Here is a 19,993-nt window from a genome sequence, read left to right as displayed (position 1 = left end):
CTCATTTTTACATCCTGCTGAATTAATTTTTACAAGAACAAAAATAATGCAGATTAAAAGCATCTTAATCATCATTATCGGTTAACTATTCATTAACTTTATAGCAGGTGTAAGAAAGAGAATATTTAGGTTGAATCGCAACAAGGTCTAACCTGTTACCGAGTAATTAGAAAATACTGATGTTAGCAATTACCTCATAAGAGGTAGGAAAGATGGTTAATATCAACTTCTCTCTTAACGAATTTTATACATGATTCATGTCCACTTTGTGCCAAAAGCGGACGTTAGCAGGAGTGCCTTTCTGATTACTTACCTGACGATGATCTGCACAGTGAAACATTGATCTCTTTCTTCTTTCGTTTATAGTTAAGCGCCTGTTCTGGCAAGAGCAGGCTTCGTGGTCTGTGTTCATCCCCTGATGAGCTGGCTTAATTCAGTCCTGAAGGCATCGGTTGCCGTAAAGGAGAACTCAAAAAATCATGCGTCTTACGCCACCCTGAGTCGTAACCCTCCCCTGTCGCACTGAGTAGTTTCAGTCGCGTACTCAAAAACATCCCGTCTGCGGATGTGCTTATTCGTACCTGAAATTTTTGCCCTTACGGGCTGACTGTATTCAAAATCTGAGAAATTACTATGCTGCTGTCCTCGACGCGTAAGGACTGGCTGGGCAACGTCCGTGGTGACGTGCTCGCCGGTATTGTCGTCGCGCTCGCGCTTATTCCTGAAGCGATCGCGTTTTCCATCATTGCCGGAGTTGACCCGCAGGTCGGCCTTTACTCGGCGTTCTGTATTCCCGTGGTTATGGCCATCTTTGGCGGACGTCCCGCCATGATTTCATCGGCCACCGGCGCCATGGCGCTGCTGATGATAACCCTGGTGAAAGACCACGGCCTGCAGTATCTGCTGGCGGCATCGGTGTTAACCGGCCTGCTGCAGCTGGCTGCCGGCTACCTGAAGCTTGGCAGCCTGATGCGCTACGTGTCGCGCTCTGTTGTGACAGGCTTCGTCAACGCGCTGGCCATTCTGATATTCATGGCGCAGCTGCCGGAGCTGACAAACGTGACCTGGCACGTTTATGCGCTCACCGCCGCTGGCCTGGCAATCATCTACCTCTTTCCGTACCTCAATAAAACCATTCCCTCCCCGCTGATCTGCATCGTGGTGCTGACCGCCATTTCCATGTGGTTGCACCTGGACGTTCGCACCGTGGGCGACATGGGCAAACTGCCTGACAGCCTGCCGGTATTCCTCATTCCGGACATTCCGCTGAACCTGGATACGCTGCTGATTATCCTGCCTTATTCTGCCGGCCTTGCCGTGGTGGGACTGCTGGAATCCATGATGACTGCCACTATCGTGGACGACATGATCGACACCCCGAGCGATAAAAACCGCGAGTGCAAGGCGCAGGGTATTGCCAACGTCTGCACGGCATTTATCGGCGGCATGGCGGGCTGCGCCATGATCGGTCAGTCGGTGATTAACGTGAAGTCTGGCGGGCGCGGACGCCTTTCCACCCTGACGGCCGGACTGGTGCTGCTCTGCCTGATTATCTTCCTTCGTGACCAGGTATCGCAGATCCCGATGGCGGCGCTGGTCGCGGTCATGATCATGGTTTCCATCGGCACCTTCTCCTGGCGATCCATCACCGACCTGCGCCGCCATCCGCTGTCAACCAGCGTGGTCATGCTGGCAACCGTGGTCGTGGTGGTGGCAACCGACAATCTGGCCTTCGGCGTGCTGACCGGGGTGCTGATTGCCTCGCTGAATTTTGCCACCAAGGTAGCTCGCTTTATGACGGTCAAATCGTCACTGGAGGGCGATACCCGGACCTATACCGTGACCGGCCAGGTCTTTTTTGCCTCCGCCGATCGCTTTATGAGCCACTTTGACTTCAGGGAAGCGGCAGAGCGCGTGGTCATTGACGTCACACACGCTCACTTCTGGGACATTACCTCCGTGAGCGCGCTTGATAAGGCGGTGATTAAGTTCCGCCGGGAAGGCGCTGAGGTGGAAATACTGGGCATGAACGACGCCACCCGTACCCTCGTTGACCGCTTCGGCGTGCATGACAAGCCGGAAGAAGCGGAAAAACTGATGGGCGGTCATTAACCGACAGGAGATTCAGCTATGAACAATACCGTTGTGGCCTGCGTGGACGGTTCGCCGTCAACCGGGCCGGTCTGTGACTACGCGGCGTGGGCCGCCGCCGGCCTCCCGGCGCCACTGTCCCTGCTGCACGTGCTGGAAAAAGATGGTCATCCGGCCGTATCTGACCTGAGCGGCAGCATTGGCATCGACAGCAAAGAGCTGCTGACCGAAGAGCTTGTGCGCGTGGAGGGTGAGCGCAGCCGCCTGCTCATGGCACAGGGTAAAGCCATTCTGAGCGGTTGCGCGGAGCGGCTGTCCCGTGCGGGGGTTCCGGAAGTGCGTCAGCTACAGATGCACGGCGCGCTGGATGAAATACTTGCCGGACTTGATGACGTCAGGCTGATGGTTCTCGGACGACGGGGCGCGGAACATACGGTGGGCAGCCAGCTGGAAAGCGTCATCCGCCTGCAGAAAGTGCCCGTGCTGGTCGTGCCTGAAACGTTCAGCACGCCATCCCGGGTGCTCTTTGCCTGGGACGGCAGCGAGGCCAGCCGCCGAAACCTGACCCGGCTGACCGTGAGCCCGCTGCTTCGCGGTCTGACCTGCCATGTTGTGATGGTGAACGGCGACGATGCTTCACTGCATGATGCGCAGCAAATCCTGCAGGCAGCCGGCATCGATGCAGAGTCCCGGCTGATTCAGGATGAATCCGTCTCGCGCGGCCTGTGTCGTTACGCGGAGGAGAACGGCACGGACCTGATCGTGATGGGGGCCTGGGGACACTCCCGGCTGCGCCAGTTCTTTATCGGCAGTCACACCACGGCGATGCTGGCCGAAAGCCGTCATCCGCTGCTGATGCTGCGGTAAACTTTACGGGCCTGCAATCGCGGGCCCTTTTCATAACGCGCCTCCGGAACATCAGTCCCAGAGCAGTTCATTTGTGCGGCTCCTTTGTCAGCCGCGCTCAGGGAATACCATGCGTCAGCTGTTTCGCTTTATGTATCAGCACGGCAGCCATCTGGCTTTTGCCGCGATACTGATGGCAATGTCGAGTTTCGGACAGACTTATTTCGTATCGCTTTACGGGCAGGACCTGCGTCAGGCATTCGGGCTCAGCGACGGCGGGCTGGGCGGCCTTTATGCCGCCGGCACCGTGATGAGTGCCGTCACGCTGACCTGGGCAGGCCGGATGATTGATTACACCACCACCCGTCGCTTCACCCTGGCCGTTACCCTGCTGCTGATAACGGCGTGCCTGCTGGTCTCCGGCGCGCAGGCGGCATGGATGCTTTGTGCAGGCTTTTACCTGCTTCGCCTCGGCGGGCAGGGGCTGATGGTGCATACCGCCCTGACGGCGACTGCGCGCCAGTTTCCGCTTGATGCCGGCAAGGCGCTGGGCGCCATCGCGCTGGGCCTGTCACTGGCGCAGGCGCTGTTTCCGTTGGCTGCTGTGCAGATTAACTATCTGACGGGATGGCGCATTGCCTGGCTGATAAACGCTGTGGTTCTGATTGCCGGCGTTGCGCTGGCTGTCAGCTGCCTTCCGCGCGCTGCCGAAAAGCCGCTGCGGACGTTCAGAAAGCGGGGCGCAGAGAAGGTTCGCGAAGCGTCAGTCTGGAAGAACCGGAATCTGCTTCTTGCTCTGCCCGCAGTGCTGGCGTCACCTTTCATCACTACGGGCTTCTTTTTCCATCAGGCGCGCCTGGCAGAGGAGAAAGGATGGGCACTGTCGTGGGTTGCAGGGTGGTTTATTGCCTACGCGATAACGCAGGCGGTTTCCCTGTTATCATTTGGTCCGCTGATAGACCGGATGACGCCACGCCGTCTGTTGCCGTGGTTTCTGCTGCCGCAGGGCGCTAGCATGCTGGCGCTGTGGCTCAGCAGCAGTCAGTGGGTCACGCCGTTTTATCTCATAATGACCGGCGTATCGTCAGCCATTGCGTCCACGCTGGCGACCGCGCTGTGGGTGCAGCTGTTTGGCTCCGCGCAGCTGGCAAAAGTGCGATCTGCCGTTGAGGCAGGTACTGTGCTTGCCAGCGGCGCTTCCCCGGTCATCATGGGTGTGCTGATTGATCATCACGTCACTCTCAGAATACAGGCACTGATTTGCCTGGTCTTCATTCTCGCTGCCAGCCTGGTCGCAACCCGGGTTCAGGTAGCCAGCCCCGACGACATAAACAGTTAAATACAGGACTTATCTGACAGGCCCAAAGTGAAGTAAGTAAATTCAACTCTGTACCAAAGCGGACAACGTCCGCTTTTCGCTCATAGCGGACCTTCAAGTACACTGGTCTGTTTCGTACCAGAAGCAGATAAATGCTTTTCTGTAGGCTTAATAAATGACAGTCATTTGCCGGTTATATTCTTACTAATCTTCTGATAATTATCTTAAATGTGCTATGTCTTTGATTAAGCAATGAGCCCTACTGTTTGAGGCGTTATTCACAATCAGTCTCAATCACGCTTTTCTTACCCAGCACTGTAACAGCCATTCCTGAAGCGACTATCCCAATAAAAATCGTAATCATTAACAGTGATAATGACAGCGATGTAACAGTCAGAAGGGCACTCGCAAATATCACACCCATGGCATTGGAGGTTCGCAGTAAGGCGAAGACCTCGGCTTTCAAATGCGGAGGAGACATTTCATCAAGTACAAGCGAAAAATGTGTTCCAAGTGGGGCAATGACAGAGCCAATACACATCACACCCACAATGGTTGTAATGACGGAGAAATTAACAGTAACCATCAAAGCCCCTAGCATCATCAGGCACAGATGTAAAAGTACTGTGCCGGGTGCAGACATCCGGTTGCGGATACTGACCCAGACTCCTCCCATGACAGAGGCAAGGCACAAGGGAACGGTGAAAAAAATGGCATAAAATGGCTCATACCGAAAGCTCAGGGCTAACGCCACGGCACCTATCTCAACGGCGGCGACGGTTGCCTCAGCTGCAGTAGAGCATATAAGCACCAAAGCAACCGGTCTTGTCAGTGCTCTTTGTTGGGTTTTAACCACGGAAGGTGAGCTCCGGATATTAAGCCGGGGAATGAGAATAGCGGGAAGTATACCCAGAGCGGTAATGACAAGCAGAGAAAACACCGGGGAGATGCTTCCCAGTCCTGATGCGGCCACGGGAGCCAGAACAAAAACCATCTCATTCAGAGTCGCTGCCATACCCAGCCCACGTGGTAAACGGTTTGCGTTAACCACGTGGTTTAGTATCACCCTTAAATATCCCTGAGCTGCACCATTTACCAGTCCGGCCAGGCTGGCAAGTATGACTAATACCGTAAAAGGCAATTTATACCATGATGCCAGTACTATGCAGAGTAAAGCCACAGAACGAGTAAGCGTCAGTAGCTGGAAGTAAGTGACCGAGTTAAAGCGGTTCCCCAGGCGTGTGAACGGGATCACGCCAATAACCTGAGCAATCGTCATGGCAAGGATCATCGCTGCCCCGCCTCTGCTATCGCCTGTGATACTGAGTGCAAGCAATGAGAATGCAATGGGGCCTGCAGCCTGTGGAAAACTCAGGAAAGCTGATGAAAGAAGCCATCTGATGAACGACCTGGACTTTTCCCCTTCAGGAGTAGCAGATGATTTATGAAGTTCACGGGAAGGCTTTTTGCTGATATTCATTAATCGTTTTACCGAAATTAGCGCCTGTGATTTCTGTAACCTGGCGGTGACAGAACGGGCTATGGGCCGTATCTGATTGCCGGACATACACTGTGCAAAACACTTCTAACCTTAATCTGTGAAACATGTAAAAAAACAGCTTGTTTAATTAGTTACATTCATACTGCCAGTGCGGTACTGCTTTACTCAAGAAAGGTCATTTCGGGCAACCTGTTTTCAAACCTTTATCATGGATACCGTCTCTAAGGTATACCTGTGGCAGCCGGACGCGCAGGTAAAATACCAGCCAGCTTTACCAACCAGATACAGTATACGTGTTGCCCATCACACAGCAGTAAGATAAGCACTCCAGTAAATACCAAACGAGCATAAAAAAGTGTACTCTTTTGATTAAAATCAGGGGCAACAGGTTAACCTTTGTGATATTTCCTTTCGATTAAAACGGAATTAGCCATGCCTAAACGTATAAAAAATAGCCGCTGGTCAGGTTATGACCCCCGCTATATCTATTCTCTGGTCGTTCGCCGTTATTTTGTTGAGATGAAGACCAAAACAGAAATTGCCGAAGAGCTTGAGATCTCACGATTCAAGGCCGCGCGCCTGATCGATGAGGCGATCGAACAGGAATACGTTAAGTTCCTTTTTCCCAAACAGCAGATGCTTGATGAAGAAGTGGCCCATAATATCTGCGAGAAATACGGCCTGCAAAAAGCCGTCGTGCTTTCTGTATCAGAATCCTGGAACAGCCAGGAAGAACTAAATGAGAAGCTGGGTGGTATCACAGCCAGCTATCTGGGCAATTACCTGACCGGGGGTATGAAGGTGGGTATTGCCTGGGGGCGAGTTCTGTCCAGTACCGTGAGTCAGCTGACCAGCCTCCCTGCTTTAGATATTGTACAGCTTTCAGGCGTACATCCGGGTATTGAATTCAGTCAGGGTCCGATAGACCTGATACACCGGCTGGCAGCTATCTCTCAGGGAAAGGCACATCCTATGTATGTCCCCATGTGGGTTGATGATGAAAGTCTGGCAGAAAAGCTGGCCAGCGATCCTGCAGTGGTTGACACCCAGCAGTATTATTCATGCCTGGACGTCGTTATTACTGGTATTGGCGCGTGGAAAACCGGCTCGTCCAGCCTGTGCGACATTTTTCCCGAAGAATGGCAGACACCACTTTTCCGTGACGACATTGCAGCTGATGTTTGCATCACGCTCGTCAACAGCAAAGGGGAGATCCTTGACAGCCCGATAAGCCGGCTGGGATTCGGTATTTCCACAGAGCAACTGCGAAGCGCGAAAACAGTGATTGGCGTGGCGGGAGGAGAGCAGAAGTATGAAGGTATCGTAGCCTCTCTTAAATCAGGCCTTCTTGATGTGCTGATCACCGACTTTGATACAGCGGTAAAGCTGGTCAGTCCCTGATAAGTCAGGAAAAAACTGGTTTCTCTTTCAATACGGGGCGCTGCAGGCGCCCCTCTTTTTGAAATTTCACGACGCAGCAACAGTGGCTCAGCTTCGCGAAAAGTCCATACGGTCAGATTTCCGCGCATTACGCCTGCAGTTGTCAGGACGCCCGCTCAATTATCCCTCTAGGATTCCAAGCGCTTCCGCAAAGAGACCTTACGAAACAGCAGAACAGCCGTAACAGATATATTTCCTTTTAATTCAGCAAGTTGAGACAAATAGATGGTCATATAGCATTCAGCCATATGCTCATGTGAGCATTTTATATTTAGCTCAATTGTTTATTACTGTGATCGACCTATAACTTTTGCTCTCTGCTTGTTACCGCTAAACGCCGGCATGCTATAAATGCTCATGTGTACATATTTTAATGCTCATTTGAGCATCTAAAGGTTACCGGGAGAAATTATGAATACAGTACTTATCAGCGTCACCGATGGCGCCGACTTCAAAAGCTATGACGAGGTGCTGCAGCATATTAATGAACGGCAGAATGCTGCGGGGACAGTGAAGGATACCTATCTGGAGGCACTACGCGAGCGTGAAGCCATGTACCCGACGGGTATTTTGCTTGATGGCTATTCTGTGGCGATCCCGCACTGTGACAGTACGCATGCCAACACACCTTCTGTTTACATTATTCGTCTGCCTGAGCCCGTTGAGGTCGGTCAGGCTGATGGCGATGATAAATTACCGGTACGACTTGTCATCAATTTAGTGGTAACCAACCCGTCTAATCAGTTGCAGCTGTTGAAATCCCTGTTCAGCAAGCTGCAGGACAAAGGTTTCTATCAGAATCTCCTGGAACTGCCGTCTGAAAAAGCTGAAGCATTATTTATTTCAGAAATCATGCAATAACCTTACCGGAGCAAAATTATGATTACTATTCTTGTCGCCTGCGGAAGCGGAGTCGCCACCTCAACACTTGCTGCTGATGAGGTTAAATCTGTTTGTGCTGAATACGGAATCTCTCAGTACAAAATAAATAAATGCAGCATGTCAGAACTGCCTTCAGAATTGCAGCATGCCGACGTTGTTTTAACAACGAATAATTATAAAGGTGATATGGGCAAGCCTCACATGAGTGTCGCGGGTTTTATCACCGGCATTAATGAAGGCGTGTTGCGAAAAAAACCTGGTGAATTACTAACTGATCTGACCCGGAAATAATAACAGATTAAGAGGGTATCAGGATGGAAATGTTAAAAAGCATAATGCTGACGATAACAGGTATGGGTGCTACCGCTATCCTGCCACTTGTCATCTTTATTTTAGGCCTGGTTTTCCGCATGAAAGTCGGAGCGGCCATCAAATCAGGCATTACCGTCGGTATCGGCTTTATCGGACTGGGTCTGGTTGTTAACCTGCTGAGCACCTCCCTGCAGCCTGCTATCGCCTATTATTCGAAAATTGGCAGCGGGTTTACCGTTGCTGATATTGGATGGCCCGCAGTAGGCGCAGCGGCATGGGTTGCACCATTTGCGGCTCTGGTTGTGCCTGTCGGCATCATTCTTAACCTGCTCCTTGTTCGCCTGAAGTTAACCAGAACGCTTAACGTGGATATCTGGAACTATATGCACTTCCTCGTTCCTGGTGCGCTGGCTTACTTCGTGTTTGACAGTTTCTTTATCGGTTTTGGCGTAGCCGTGGCCCTGAGCGTCATCGCGCTGTTTATCGGTGATTTAATAGCTCCCCGCTGGCAGAAATACTACGGTCTGGAAGGAACGACCTGCACCACCATGATCCACATTGGCTGGACATTACCTTTTGCGCTGCTGGTCAATAAAATTATCGACGTCATTCCTGGCCTGAACAGACTCGACCTCGACTTGGAAAGCGTGCAGAAACGACTGGGAGTATTTGGTGAGCCCGCCATTATTGGCGTCATGGTCGGGTGCCTGCTCGGGATCCTGACCCGTCAGCCCGTGACAACTATTGTGCCCATGGCAATGGGTGTTGCCGCAGTCATGGTACTGCTGCCCAAAGTTGTGGGCGTGCTGATGGAAGGTCTGTCTCCGATTGGCAAAAGCGCCAAAGAAATTATGCAGAAGCAAATGGGCAAGGACGCAGAGTTGAACATTGGTATGGACTGTGCGCTGGCGCTGGGCGATCCGGCCACCGTTACCGTTACCGTTATCACCATTCCGCTGACCATGCTCTGCGCACTGGTATTTCCGGGCATCATGATTTTTCCCATCGGTGTGCTGATGTCGATCATCTATATGACAACTATGACCGTGATGGCCAGTAACGGAAACGTCATCCGCGCCGTTATCTCCACCTTACTGTTCAGCATTGTTGTTATGTATTTAGGCGGCTATGTGGCGCCAGGCGCAACGCAGTTCCTGCACGGTGCCGGCGTGGGTTTACAGGGGCAGGGCACTGACTTTGTACTGACCGGCCCGTGGGAAGTACTGACGTACTGGCTGAGCACGGTATTCCACTGATTTGAACAATGAGGTTTACTTACCATGGCACAGATTTTACCGTCAATTTTCGGGGCAAATATCCTGCGACTGCAGGATGAGATCCGGTTTCTGGAAAATGAAAATACCGACATACTGCACGTTGATTTAATGGACGGTTCTTATGTCAGTAATATCGCATTTGGTCCGAACCAGATATCCGCAATGAAAAAGGTCAGCAAAATGAAATTTGATGTACATATGATGCTGGCAGATCCGCAAAGACATATTGATGACGTTATCAGTACCGGTGCAGAAATGATTTCCGTACATTATGAATCAACTCCGCACGTGCATTTTATTTTACAGAAGATCCGCCAGGCCGGACGTAAAGCCGGGGTGGTAATTAATCCGGGTACGCCTGAAAACGTACTGACCTATCTGCTGGACGATATCGATTACATTCTCATCATGACCATTAATCCGGGACAGCCAGGCCAGGTCTTTATTGAAAAAAGCCTGGAGAAAATCAGGAATACACGGGAAATGATCGCCGACCGGAATATCCTGATTGAAGTCGATGGCGGCATTAACCTTGCAATAGCAAAAAAAGTCCGGGAAGCCGGTGCGGATTTAATTGTCGTCGGCGGCGCGCTGTTTAATGCGAACCCGGAATCGAGCTACCGGGAATTAAAAGCTGCTATGAACTGATTTAAGCCTTTATCAAAGAAAAGTTGATTGCATAAGCAGTCGTGATTCAGGTCATCCGGCTGGGAACGTCCTTCCTGGTCGTAAAAATTCAGGAGAAAATGCTGATGGGTAATTTTGCAGGAAAGGTTGTGTTTATCACCGGCGGTGCGCACGGTATCGGAAAAGGGATTGCAAAACAGTTCGCGGATCGTGGTGCCCATACCGTCATCGCTGATTACAATGAAGCCAACGGTATCAGAACCGCTGAAGAACTGACGTCCGCCGATGTAAAATCACTTTTCATCAGAACGGATGTATCTGACCCGAAGGCTCTGGTCGATGCGCGTAATAAGGTTTTTGCAGCGTATGGCCGCATCGACGTTCTGGTGCTGAATGCAGGTGTAGCCTTCGCTAACCGGGTCAGTGATATCTCTTTTGAGGAGTGGAATAAGACCCTCTCCATCAATCTGACCGGCTTGTTCAATACCGTTAAGGCTTTTTACGATGATTTTCTCACCAATCAGGGATCAATTGTATACATTTCTTCCGGTTCAGCGCTGTCAGGAACCGGCGGCGGCGTGAGCTATCCGGCGAGCAAAGCAGGCGGGGAGGGGCTTATCCGCGGCCTGGCAAAAGAGCTGGGACCGAGAGGCGTTAACGTTAACGCTATTGCACCCCGCCTGATTGATACCGGCGAAATGATGCGTGTTAACTATCCGACGCAGGCCGATCTGGATGCAGTGCTGGAAAAAATTCCGGTCCGCCGCCTGGGCACCATTGATGACGTAGCAAACCTGGCCATTTTTCTCGCTGATAAATCAAACTCCTACATCCAGGGACAGACCATCCTTATGGATGGCGGCCGTACCATTGCCTGACCGGGAGCTGAAAATGAGCGTACAGGAATACACACGAAGCATCCTCAGTGAATTAGAGCAAAATGCGCAGAAAATTGATGAGGATCAGGCGATGCAGCTGATTGCCCGGATCCGCAGTGCGGGACACATTTTTTTGCAGGGAGCCGGACGCAGCGGAGTTGCAATCAGGGGGTTTGCTAACCGGTTAATGCATCTGGGATTCTCCGTGAGCGTGGTGGGAGACATTTCGTCTCCACGTGCCCGTCCGGGTGACCTGTTGATTATTGGTTCCGGCAGTGGCGAAACCGGCAGCCTTAAAAGTCTCGCGCAAAAGGCTGCTGAAAGTGGCGTCGGTGTGGCGCTGGTGACCATGAAGAAAGACTCGTCAATTGCCAGACTGGCCGGCAGCATACTGGTTTTACCTGGTGCAGTGACAAAGGAAAACGATCACAATCCGGTACCATTTTCCCAGCCGATGGGCTCTGCATTTGAGCAGCTCTGTTTCATAACTTACGATGCCATTGTGCTTGAGCTGATGGCTCAGCTGGGAGAAACCAGCAAAACCATGGCTGCACGGCACGCTGACCTTGAATGACGTCACAGAGCGCTTCTCCGGAAGCGCTCTGTGCATGGCACACTTTTAAAAGACCGGCAGGTTGCCGAGATTATCGCGTGTCGTACTATTCGGATCAGTCGTAAGGTAAATATCGTCTATGACGTGAACATTCGCGCCATAAACCCACTGCCCGTTAACAAGCGTGATCGTCTTAAACGTCGCCTTACTGGCCTTTATCAGCTCGGCAACAAACTGTCGCGAGTTGATGGAGGCGTCTTTATTTCCCTTGCCAGCTTTGATGATTTTAACGTACTGAATGTGCTGCCCTGTACTGTCCCTGCGTATACCCGAGATATAAAAGTCTGCCATGTGACTCTCCTTCGTGGCTACACCGCGTAACCGCGTTCCACAGCCTGATATTTGTTCAGACGGGTGAATTTCAACCATCACACTTATCATTTACAGGGATATATATCGATAGCCTTCTGCTGCCGAAAACGACGTCTGCTCAGCGACCTACTGCGGATCGCATATTCAGGGGTAGAACAGGTGGGGAAGCACAACTGCCAGTCAGGCTGGCAGCCTGACTGGCATCAGGTGCCGGAGGGGATGATTTAAGGTTCAGCGTGTTCCCATGCAGCTTTGCGCAGGTCTGCAGGTTTAAGCTCCTTTGCCGGGACAATCACGCCATCACATTTACCGTGGCGGAATACCGTGATGTTGTCCGCGACGTCCAGCAGTTCCTCTTCCTCGCTCGATACCACGATAACGCAGCAGCCTTTATCCGCCAGCTGATGGATGATGCGGTAGATGTCCGCTTTCGCACCAATATCGACACCTTTAGTTGGTTCATCCAGCAACACCAGGTCCGCGTTTTGCGCAATAACCCGGGCCAGCAGTACCTTTTGCTGATTCCCGCCAGAGAGGGCCTTAATCGGTCCATCCAGCGATCCCCGCGTATTCATTTTCCCCAGCAGTTCTGAGGCAGCCTGCCGCGCCGCGCCGTGACTCACAAAACCACCGGAGCGGAATTTTTTCAGAACCGGCAGCGTCGCGTTAGCATAGCTCGACATCTGGGGAATAAACCCGTCCTTTTTACGCTCCTCGGTCAGGTAGGCAATGCCACGGGAAATGGCCTTTACAGGTGATGAGGGATGATATTCCCTGTGTCCCACCCGGATTTCACCACCGGTGACGGTTTCCAGTCCAAACAGCGTCTGGCACAGGCGCGTACGGCCTGCACCGGCCAGTCCATAGACTCCAAGAATCTCCCCGCGGTACGCTTCAAGGTTCACACCTTTAAGGCGATCCGTATGCAGGTTACTCACCGACAGCCAGGGTTTACCCAGTGCCCCCCGGATCAGGCCGCGGCTGTTTGAGGGAGCCTGATAAGCATTTGCGTCGCCCACGATTGCGTCGATAATGGCGCTCTTGCTCAGCGTTTTTTTACCTTCGTTATAAATCACGCGGCCGCCGCACATCACTGTAGCCTCATCGCAGACGCCCAGCACCTCGTCCAGCTTATGCGATACCAGCACCACGCCAATCTGTTTCTCGCGCGCAATGCGCTGTACGGCCTGCAGCAGCGCGTCTGCCTGCGCACCCTCCAGCGCGGTCGTCGGTTCATCGAGAAAAAGAAAACGTGCGTCACGATCGAGATTAGAGACCACTTCCAGCATCTGCTTGTCCGGATGAGAGAGGTCCCTGACAAGATCGGTCGCGCTGAAATCCAGGTGGTAATCACTCAGCACTTTCTCAGTATGTGCAATCATGCTGACATCATCGGTAAAACCGTTGCGCTTGCGGCGCTCACGCCCGAGGAAAAGGTTCTGCCATACGCTCATACCGGGAATAAGCCGGAGCTCCTGGTAGACGCAGGCAATACCGTGGCTGAGCGCATCACGTGGCGATGCAAGGCGCACCGGCGTAGCACCAATCATCAGCTCCCCGTTATCCGGCATATTGACGCCAGCCAGTATTTTCAGCAGCGTTGATTTACCCGCGCCGTTATGGCCGAGAAGGGCGTGAATTTCACCAGGTTTTACGCTGAAATCCACACCATGAAGGACCTGCACGCCTGAAAAACCGATTTTTATCTGCTTCGCCACATAATTCATAACTGTCTGCCTTTTACTCAGTACGCTGAACCCATAACGGAGGCCGCGTTGTCTTTAGTGACCAGCAGCGGTGGATTGTTGATCATGGCCGGGACCTGTTCACCGCCCAGGCTTTTCCGGACGTTTTCAACCAGTATCTGAGCAAGCTTTACGGGTTCCTGAATCGCACCGGCTTTGAGTATGCTGTTGTCCTGAACGGCTTTAACGCCTTCTTTATCTACAAAAGCATATAATTTCACTTTGTCACTGACGCCCAGCTGCCTGATGGCTGCCAGTGAACCCAGTGCGGAAGGTTCGGTGTCTGAATACACCACGTCAATCTCCGGCCTGCCCTGCAGCATTTCAGTGGTCACTTTCAGAGACGTGGTTTCTTCCACCTTTCCGTTAACCAGCGCAACAAACTTAATATTTTTATTGGACGCGACGGCGGCTTTGAACCCCTCATCACGGGCGTTTGCGGCTATTGAAGTCGGTTCTCCCACTATCCCGACCGTTGCCGGGCTGTTTTCACCGATGTCCTTCAGCAGCTGCTGCCCAATGAGCCTGCCGCCTTCCCGCTGATCGGTCTGAACCCCCTGCACAAGGGTGACGTTCTGTTGTTTGAGTCCCGCTGTATCAGGGAGGATATTGATAGCAAATGCCGGGATTTTTGCCTGATTGAGCTGACTGATAATTGAAACGCATGGCCCGGACGAAACGCAGTTCACCGCAACCGCATCCACTTTCTGCTCGATGAAGTTCTGCACCTGCGACAGCTGTTTGGCATCGTCATTATCAGAAATCGAGATTTTGACGTTCATCCCCTGAGCAGCAGCATTATCCTCAAAGCTTTTTTTCATGGCCACATAATAGGGGTTGGTCAGGTTCGGAAGCGTTACACCGAGTGTTTTTTTGCCAGCGCCTGCGGTGCTTTCCGCATCATCCCGGTTACAGCCGGCAAGCAGGCAGGCCAGCGCAACGATCGTAGCTGTTGCAGTGAGAGTCGTACGCAGTTTCATGTTTATCTCCTGGTAAGGTACAGGTCAGAGGTTAAGAGGCTTTATTGTTGTGTTTTTGGTGATTTCCTGACTTTGAACCAGGGGATCACGATTTTTCTGGACGTGCGCAGAGTATCGAACGTCACGCCAAACAGGATGATCAGTCCGATAACCAGCGGCTGCCAGTAAGCGCTGACGTTCAGTACGTTCATCAGATTGGATATGGCGGCAATCAGCATTGCCCCGATCATCGCGCCGATAAGGCTGCCGGTGCCGCCAAACAAGCTGACGCCGCCCACTACCGCACCCGCGATTGAGAAAAACAGCTCGTCACCACGGCCCGCCGTCGGATATCCAGTCATCAGGCGCGAGCCGTAAATCAGTCCGCCGCATGCCGAGCAGAGACCGGAGATGGCATAGACCAGCAGGGTTATACGCGGAATGCTGATCCCTGACAGGCGCGCGGCATCTGCGTTGCCGCCGACCGCATAAATATGGGTACCGGTGATGGTCCGCCGCAGGAAGATGACGCCAATAATAATGGCCAGCAACAGGGCTATCACCGGAAACGGAATACCCAGGGGTTTTGACTGACCGATAAGGCTGTAACCGATTTGCGTCACGCGGATCGACTCGGCTCCGGTGATAATCTGCGGAATGGATGCCGCCACGCCCATCATTGCAAACGTCACAATGAAAGGTGGAACGCCGGTACGTTCGATGATCAGCCCATTAACCAGACCGCTCAGGGCCCCCACCGCCAGAACCATGGGTACGGCAAGCTGCCAGGGAATGCCAAATTTTTCCATCAGCAGCGCCGCGACTACGCAGGTCATGGCCACAATTGAGCCACAGGAAAGGTCAATCCCGCCTGTCAGCAGAACAAAAGACTGCCCCAGACACAGGAAACCGATGACCGCGCCGTTAAGAAGTAAAACCATCATGTTGGATACGGTCAGAAAATTAGGCGTGGCGATAAAGCCGCCCAGCATAACCAGTAAAAAAACCACGGCGATCCCCGCTTCAGCAGGCACTTTAAGTGGCTGCCTTGGGGGTTTAATTTTAGCGGGTGTGCTCATTGAACTCATTGCAGCTCTCCTGATAAAGCATTGGCATAGTTAACGTAAGCGTTCAGAACATGGCGCGCATCCTCACAGGGATCGGCGACTTTCACAAATGGCCTGCACCAGCGTTCGGCCATTTCAGCATTCGTACATCCCAGTACAGCAGCGGCTGCCTGAATGGCTGCCCCGGCGGCGGCTGTTTCTTCCACCGGAGAAACCCAGACCGGTTTGCCAGTCAGGTCAGCAAGGATCTGGCGGTAGGCACGTGACTTCGCCCCGCCGCCGGTGACAACGATGTGCCCGTCATCACTGAAGCCATGCTGTTTCAGGATCAGTCCGCCTGCCAGCAGGCCGCACAGCACGCCTTCCACGGCAGCGCGGGCCATATCTTCTCTGGTTGTGGTGGTGCGTAACCCGCGCATGTGCCCCGTAGCGTCGGGAAGGTTAGGCGTGCGCTCGCCATCCAGCCATGGGACAAGCTGCAGACCGTTGGCGCCGGCAGGTGAACTCAGTGCGAGTGCATCGAATTCGTCAGTGGTAACACCCAGCAGGGTGCGGAATGTATCGGTTACCTTCGCGGAATTCAGCGTGGTAATCATGGGAATGAAGCGATCGGCCGCATCTGCATAGCCGTTGATAATCCCGGTGCTGTCGGCTATTCCCGTCGGGGTTATGCCGTACAGCGTACCGCTCGTGCCGATCGATATGCCGGTATCACCGGATTTCAGGTTCATTCCCAGCGCAGCAGACATATTATCGCCAGTTCCTACGCCTACAACGGCACCAGCAAGGTCTTCCAGACCGGGGATCAGCTTCACCACGCCAGCAGGCTGATGCGAGGGAATGATTGCAGGCCAGAGGGAGAGCCAGTCAATTCGGTTGTTTACCACAGCAGCGAGCTCAGGCTCCCAGCTATTGGTGAAAGGGTTGAAGTAGCCGGTCCCGGATGCACCGCCACGCTCACACACAAAACTGCCGCTGAGGCGATAAACCAGATAGTCAAACGGCAGCATAATGCGATGGCACTTTTCAAGCAGGCCGGGGCAGTGATGTTCGGTCCACGCCAGTTTTGAAATGGTCATCGCCGGTCCGGGCACCGATCCTGTAAGGCGAGCCCACTCTTCAGGGTCAACTTTCCGGCACAACTCGTGTGCCTGGGTAGCAGACTCAGTGTCATTCCAGAGCTTGGCTGGACGCAGTGCCCGGTCATCTTTATCAAGCATGACCAGACCGTGACCCTGCCCTCCGACAGCAAGCCCTGCAATACGGGGCTGCCATGCTTTGAGCTCATCCAGAGCCGAAGTTAACGCGTCCCACCAGGCCTGCGGATCCTGCTCACTGCAGGGGGGCGTCGTCGGCGGATGCGGCTTACGGGCCTGAGCAATCACGTCGCCACTTTCAAGGCTGCGCAGCATAACGGTACAAGACTGAGTCGATGAGTCTATTCCCGCAACAAGGTCCCGCTTCATTGAACTACCCCTGAACAATTTCTGAGAAATGACAGAGCTGAACAAAAGTATCATCAGACTCAAAACAGCTAAGCCGGGATGCTGCATGGCTCAACAATTTTGCTCATATGATCACTTTTGTTTGCTCGTTTGTTAAGTGCAGACAATACCGCTATGAAATCATCCGTCAATTGACGTTATCCGGGAACGTTAAGCAGCTCTCACTTTTATTCCTGATAGTCCTGCCTGCGTTGGACTGATCTCTCCGGTGTAAGCTCCTCCGGTCTGGCGCTGATGAAGAAGCAGATGCCTCCAGGATAGTCAGCACTCTGCCGGAGGGAGGCCGCCGTAAATATTCTGCCAGTACGTATCAGCGTTTCTGATACCCCCCGCTCATTACGCCGCCAGTCATTGAGTGACCCGTCAGGTTCAGATCAGCTTCTGCGGTTAAATCGAAAGTATGATGAATAACTTTTTTTAAAACTGGACAACGGCATTTCAAATGACTAATCTACCTACTAGTAGATAGCTGGCCTATTCTGGCTTTCTCCCACAAACCGTTTACAGGAGTATGTATGTCGCATTCAGCAAAACCTCAGGCTTCCGCTGACGCCATCAGTAACGTTCGTGAGGCCGTTCGCGCAGAGCCTGGCCTTGGTAACATGTCATTCCAGGTAAAAGCGCGTTCACACGGCGGTCTGGCCGTACGTGTGGAAACCGGATCGTCATTTCAGAATGGCAAAGAAGACCGTAGCCGCGTAGGCAAATTCTCGAATATCGGGGACGAACCACCTGGGCTGCTTGGTGCCGACACCGGCATGAGCCCCACCGAATATATTCTGCAGGCGCTGGCCGGGTGTTATACCGCTACTCTGACCCTGATGGCTGCTGAAAAAGGTGTAGATCTGGAAAGTATCGAGCTGGATCTCTATTTCGATATTGATATGAAAGGTTTCCTGGGACTGGATAAAAACGCCCGTAAAGGGGCTAAAGGTATCCGCGTAGACGTACGTCTTGAAAGTAATACGGCGAGCCGTGAACAGCTGGAAGAGCTGGTCAGCCTGCTTCCTGAGGCATCACCTATTCATGACACGCTGGCTAACCCGGTGCCGATTGAGACACGTCTCGTATAAGTCACATCTGTTCTGCCTGTGAAGCTTCATGACCCTGTTCCTCCCGGAGCAGGGTTTTTCTGTGCAGCCAGTTATCTGTTTTACTCAGCACTGTTCTGCATGAAGCTTCAGGCGCATAACAGACTACCGGAGTCGCCTGTTATGCGCCTCGCATCGCGCCAATCAGCGCATCGTCACAAACTCTTCTGCAGCCGTCGGGTGGATCGCTACGGTGTTATCGAAGTCTTTTTTGGTGGCACCCATTTTCAGCGCCACGGCAAAGCCCTGCAGAATCTCATCCATACCAAATCCGATACCGTGAATGCCGACAATCTTCTCATCGGCACCCATACAGACCAGCTTCATACGGCACGGCTGACGATGCTGAGTGACCGCGGTGTACATGGCAGTGAACGACGATTGGTAGACCTTCACCTGATCGTCGCCATACTGTTCGCGCGCCTGCGGTTCGGTCAGCCCCACGGTGCCAATCGGCGGATGGCTGAACACCACGGTCGGCACATTGCTGTAATCCAGATGCTCGTCCGGCTTGTTGTTAAACAGACGCTCAGAGAGACGACGGCCTGCGGCAACCGCAACCGGCGTCAGTTCAACCGCACCGGTGTTGTCGCCCACGGCATAGATGCCTGACACACTGGTGTTCTGGAATTTATCGACTTTGATATAGCCCCTGTCGTCGAGTGCCACGCCTGCGGCTTCAATGTTGAGGTGATCGTTGGCGGGCTCACGGCCAATCGCCCAGACCAGGCAGTCCACGGTACAGTCACTGCCATTTTCCAGCTGCAGCGTCAGGCTGCCATCACTGTTTTTAATCACCGCTTTTGGAATGGATTCGGTGTGCAACGCCGGACCTTCGCTGTTCATCACTTCGACCAGCGTCTCGGTGAGTAGCGGATCGAAGCTGCGCAGCGGCGCCTGCTTACGCACGAACAGGTGAGTTTCTGAACCCAGCGCATTCACAACGCCCGCCAGCTCAACCGCGATATAGCCCGCGCCAACAACTGCGGTGCGCTTCGGCAGCGCATCCAGCTCAAAGAAACCGTCGGAATCAATGCCGTACTCTGCGCCCGGTATCGACGGATGGCTGGGGCGACCGCCGGTGGCAATCAGAATATGATCCGCCGTGATGATCTCACCGTTGACTTCAACGCTGTGCGCATCAACGAAACGGGCGAATCCTTTGATCACTTCAACATTGTTTTTACCCAGCACGTTTTTATACGAAGTGTGGATACGGTCGATATAGGCGCTGCGGTTTTTTACAAGCGTGGCCCAGTCGAAGCGATTCACTGTGGTGTCGAAGCCATAATCCGGTCCGTAGAGATGGATAGCTTCGGCGATTTGCGCGGCGTGCCACATGATTTTTTTCGGTACGCAACCCACGTTCACGCAGGTGCCTCCCAGTTCTTTCGCTTCAATCAGGGCGCATTTCTGGCCATACATAGCCGCACGGTTTATCGAGGCGATACCGCCGCTGCCGCCGCCGATGGTGAGATAATCGAAGTGTCGGTTTGTCATTTTTGTACTCCGGACAGCTCTGCTGTCCT

18 protein-coding genes are annotated in these 19,993 nt (G+C 52.9%); 11 read left to right on the top strand and 7 right to left on the bottom strand.

All coding sequences use genetic code 11. From position 1 onward, the window contains the following. The first annotated feature begins 633 nt into the window (after positions 1-633). The 3 genes from N5J69_RS20850 (at position 634) to N5J69_RS20840 (ending at position 4,276) form a co-directional block, all read left to right on the top strand. Positions 634-2,112 (top strand): SulP family inorganic anion transporter, encoded by a 1,479-nt coding sequence (locus tag N5J69_RS20850; protein WP_159222868.1) that lies wholly within the window; start codon positions 634-636, stop codon positions 2,110-2,112. Between the two features lie 18 nt (positions 2,113-2,130). Continuing rightward, entirely contained in the window at positions 2,131-2,958 is an 828-nt protein-coding gene (locus N5J69_RS20845; RefSeq protein ID WP_064691149.1) for a universal stress protein, read from the top strand. A gap of 109 nt (positions 2,959-3,067) precedes the next feature. Beyond that, positions 3,068-4,276 carry an MFS transporter gene (locus tag N5J69_RS20840; RefSeq protein WP_159222869.1) on the top strand — a complete coding sequence of 403 codons (1,209 nt, stop codon included), beginning with the start codon at positions 3,068-3,070 and terminating at the stop codon, positions 4,274-4,276. Positions 4,277-4,529: 253 nt separating this feature from the next. On the opposite strand, the gene N5J69_RS20835 is transcribed toward N5J69_RS20840, so the two are convergent. After that, positions 4,530-5,735, bottom strand: coding sequence for an MFS transporter (locus N5J69_RS20835; RefSeq protein WP_236566369.1), 1,206 nt, complete (start codon positions 5,733-5,735; stop codon positions 4,530-4,532). Positions 5,736-6,188: 453 nt separating this feature from the next. On the opposite strand from N5J69_RS20835, the gene N5J69_RS20830 reads away from it, so the two are divergent. The 7 genes from N5J69_RS20830 (at position 6,189) to hxlB (ending at position 11,746) form a co-directional block, all read left to right on the top strand. Next, complete coding sequence (locus N5J69_RS20830) at positions 6,189-7,157, top strand: sugar-binding domain-containing protein (protein WP_064691146.1); 969 nt, start codon at positions 6,189-6,191, stop codon at positions 7,155-7,157. A gap of 450 nt (positions 7,158-7,607) precedes the next feature. Then, positions 7,608-8,057: a PTS galactitol transporter subunit IIA gene (gene gatA, locus N5J69_RS20825; RefSeq protein WP_064691145.1), complete on the top strand. Its 450-nt coding sequence runs from the start codon at positions 7,608-7,610 to the stop codon at positions 8,055-8,057. Between the two features lie 18 nt (positions 8,058-8,075). Next, positions 8,076-8,369: a PTS sugar transporter subunit IIB gene (locus tag N5J69_RS20820; RefSeq protein WP_279772465.1), complete on the top strand. Its 294-nt coding sequence runs from the start codon at positions 8,076-8,078 to the stop codon at positions 8,367-8,369. 23 nt (positions 8,370-8,392) lie between these two features. After that, entirely contained in the window at positions 8,393-9,646 is a 1,254-nt protein-coding gene (locus N5J69_RS20815; protein ID WP_029571193.1) for a PTS transporter subunit IIC, read from the top strand. A 24-nt stretch (positions 9,647-9,670) separates the two neighbouring features. Then, a complete protein-coding gene (gene rpe / locus N5J69_RS20810; protein WP_029571192.1) occupies positions 9,671-10,315 on the top strand; it encodes a ribulose-phosphate 3-epimerase in 645 nt (214 codons plus the stop codon). A gap of 104 nt (positions 10,316-10,419) precedes the next feature. After that, complete coding sequence (locus N5J69_RS20805) at positions 10,420-11,172, top strand: SDR family NAD(P)-dependent oxidoreductase (protein ID WP_029571191.1); 753 nt, start codon at positions 10,420-10,422, stop codon at positions 11,170-11,172. A 13-nt stretch (positions 11,173-11,185) separates the two neighbouring features. After that, a complete protein-coding gene (gene hxlB, locus N5J69_RS20800) occupies positions 11,186-11,746 on the top strand; it encodes a 6-phospho-3-hexuloisomerase (RefSeq protein WP_029571190.1) in 561 nt (186 codons plus the stop codon). Between the two features lie 45 nt (positions 11,747-11,791). On the opposite strand, the gene N5J69_RS20795 is transcribed toward hxlB, so the two are convergent. The 5 genes from N5J69_RS20795 to xylB form a co-directional block, all read right to left on the bottom strand. Continuing rightward, entirely contained in the window at positions 11,792-12,076 is a 285-nt protein-coding gene (locus N5J69_RS20795) for a DUF3892 domain-containing protein (protein WP_064691144.1), read from the bottom strand. Positions 12,077-12,321: 245 nt separating this feature from the next. Next, on the bottom strand, positions 12,322-13,824 hold the full coding sequence (locus tag N5J69_RS20790) for a sugar ABC transporter ATP-binding protein (RefSeq protein WP_064691143.1): 1,503 nt from the start codon (positions 13,822-13,824) through the stop codon (positions 12,322-12,324). A gap of 17 nt (positions 13,825-13,841) precedes the next feature. Then, complete coding sequence (locus N5J69_RS20785; RefSeq protein WP_067437157.1) at positions 13,842-14,822, bottom strand: substrate-binding domain-containing protein; 981 nt, start codon at positions 14,820-14,822, stop codon at positions 13,842-13,844. A gap of 41 nt (positions 14,823-14,863) precedes the next feature. Further along, positions 14,864-15,889 carry an ABC transporter permease gene (locus tag N5J69_RS20780; protein WP_064691141.1) on the bottom strand — a complete coding sequence of 342 codons (1,026 nt, stop codon included), beginning with the start codon at positions 15,887-15,889 and terminating at the stop codon, positions 14,864-14,866. Next, positions 15,886-17,334 carry a xylulokinase gene (gene xylB, locus N5J69_RS20775; RefSeq protein ID WP_074399347.1) on the bottom strand — a complete coding sequence of 483 codons (1,449 nt, stop codon included), beginning with the start codon at positions 17,332-17,334 and terminating at the stop codon, positions 15,886-15,888. The genes N5J69_RS20780 and xylB overlap by 4 nt, the downstream gene beginning before the upstream one ends. A gap of 554 nt (positions 17,335-17,888) precedes the next feature. Between xylB and N5J69_RS20770 the strand changes: the two genes are divergently transcribed. After that, a complete protein-coding gene (locus tag N5J69_RS20770) occupies positions 17,889-18,446 on the top strand; it encodes an OsmC family protein (RefSeq protein WP_029571184.1) in 558 nt (185 codons plus the stop codon). Positions 18,447-18,608: 162 nt separating this feature from the next. Here N5J69_RS20770 and gorA read toward each other — a convergent pair whose 3' ends face one another. Further along, positions 18,609-19,964, bottom strand: a complete 1,356-nt coding sequence (gene gorA / locus N5J69_RS20765) for a glutathione-disulfide reductase (protein ID WP_029571183.1) — start codon at positions 19,962-19,964, stop codon at positions 18,609-18,611. Between the last annotated feature and the right edge of the window lie 29 nt (positions 19,965-19,993).

Origin of the sequence: Pantoea sp. GD03673 (assembly GCF_029844725.1) — a bacterium.
Lineage (GTDB): Bacteria > Pseudomonadota > Gammaproteobacteria > Enterobacterales > Enterobacteriaceae > Pantoea.
Note: the sequence above shows the minus strand (reverse complement) of the source record. Positions and strands in the feature narration are given on the sequence as shown.

What these genes read in the sequence shown, in the direction of transcription:
- N5J69_RS20850 (WP_159222868.1), top strand. Translation starts at nt 634, where the DNA reads ATGCTGCTGTCCTCGACGCGTAAGGACTGGCTGGGCAACGTCCGTGGT.
- N5J69_RS20845 (WP_064691149.1), top strand. Translation starts at nt 2,131, where the DNA reads ATGAACAATACCGTTGTGGCCTGCGTGGACGGTTCGCCGTCAACCGGG.
- N5J69_RS20840 (WP_159222869.1), top strand. Translation starts at nt 3,068, where the DNA reads ATGCGTCAGCTGTTTCGCTTTATGTATCAGCACGGCAGCCATCTGGCT.
- N5J69_RS20835 (WP_236566369.1), bottom strand. Translation starts at nt 5,735, where the DNA reads ATGAATATCAGCAAAAAGCCTTCCCGTGAACTTCATAAATCATCTGCT.
- N5J69_RS20830 (WP_064691146.1), top strand. Translation starts at nt 6,189, where the DNA reads ATGCCTAAACGTATAAAAAATAGCCGCTGGTCAGGTTATGACCCCCGC.
- gatA (WP_064691145.1), top strand. Translation starts at nt 7,608, where the DNA reads ATGAATACAGTACTTATCAGCGTCACCGATGGCGCCGACTTCAAAAGC.
- N5J69_RS20820 (WP_279772465.1), top strand. Translation starts at nt 8,076, where the DNA reads ATGATTACTATTCTTGTCGCCTGCGGAAGCGGAGTCGCCACCTCAACA.
- N5J69_RS20815 (WP_029571193.1), top strand. Translation starts at nt 8,393, where the DNA reads ATGGAAATGTTAAAAAGCATAATGCTGACGATAACAGGTATGGGTGCT.
- rpe (WP_029571192.1), top strand. Translation starts at nt 9,671, where the DNA reads ATGGCACAGATTTTACCGTCAATTTTCGGGGCAAATATCCTGCGACTG.
- N5J69_RS20805 (WP_029571191.1), top strand. Translation starts at nt 10,420, where the DNA reads ATGGGTAATTTTGCAGGAAAGGTTGTGTTTATCACCGGCGGTGCGCAC.
- hxlB (WP_029571190.1), top strand. Translation starts at nt 11,186, where the DNA reads ATGAGCGTACAGGAATACACACGAAGCATCCTCAGTGAATTAGAGCAA.
- N5J69_RS20795 (WP_064691144.1), bottom strand. Translation starts at nt 12,076, where the DNA reads ATGGCAGACTTTTATATCTCGGGTATACGCAGGGACAGTACAGGGCAG.
- N5J69_RS20790 (WP_064691143.1), bottom strand. Translation starts at nt 13,824, where the DNA reads ATGAATTATGTGGCGAAGCAGATAAAAATCGGTTTTTCAGGCGTGCAG.
- N5J69_RS20785 (WP_067437157.1), bottom strand. Translation starts at nt 14,822, where the DNA reads ATGAAACTGCGTACGACTCTCACTGCAACAGCTACGATCGTTGCGCTG.
- N5J69_RS20780 (WP_064691141.1), bottom strand. Translation starts at nt 15,889, where the DNA reads ATGAGTTCAATGAGCACACCCGCTAAAATTAAACCCCCAAGGCAGCCA.
- xylB (WP_074399347.1), bottom strand. Translation starts at nt 17,334, where the DNA reads ATGAAGCGGGACCTTGTTGCGGGAATAGACTCATCGACTCAGTCTTGT.
- N5J69_RS20770 (WP_029571184.1), top strand. Translation starts at nt 17,889, where the DNA reads ATGTCGCATTCAGCAAAACCTCAGGCTTCCGCTGACGCCATCAGTAAC.
- gorA (WP_029571183.1), bottom strand. Translation starts at nt 19,964, where the DNA reads ATGACAAACCGACACTTCGATTATCTCACCATCGGCGGCGGCAGCGGC.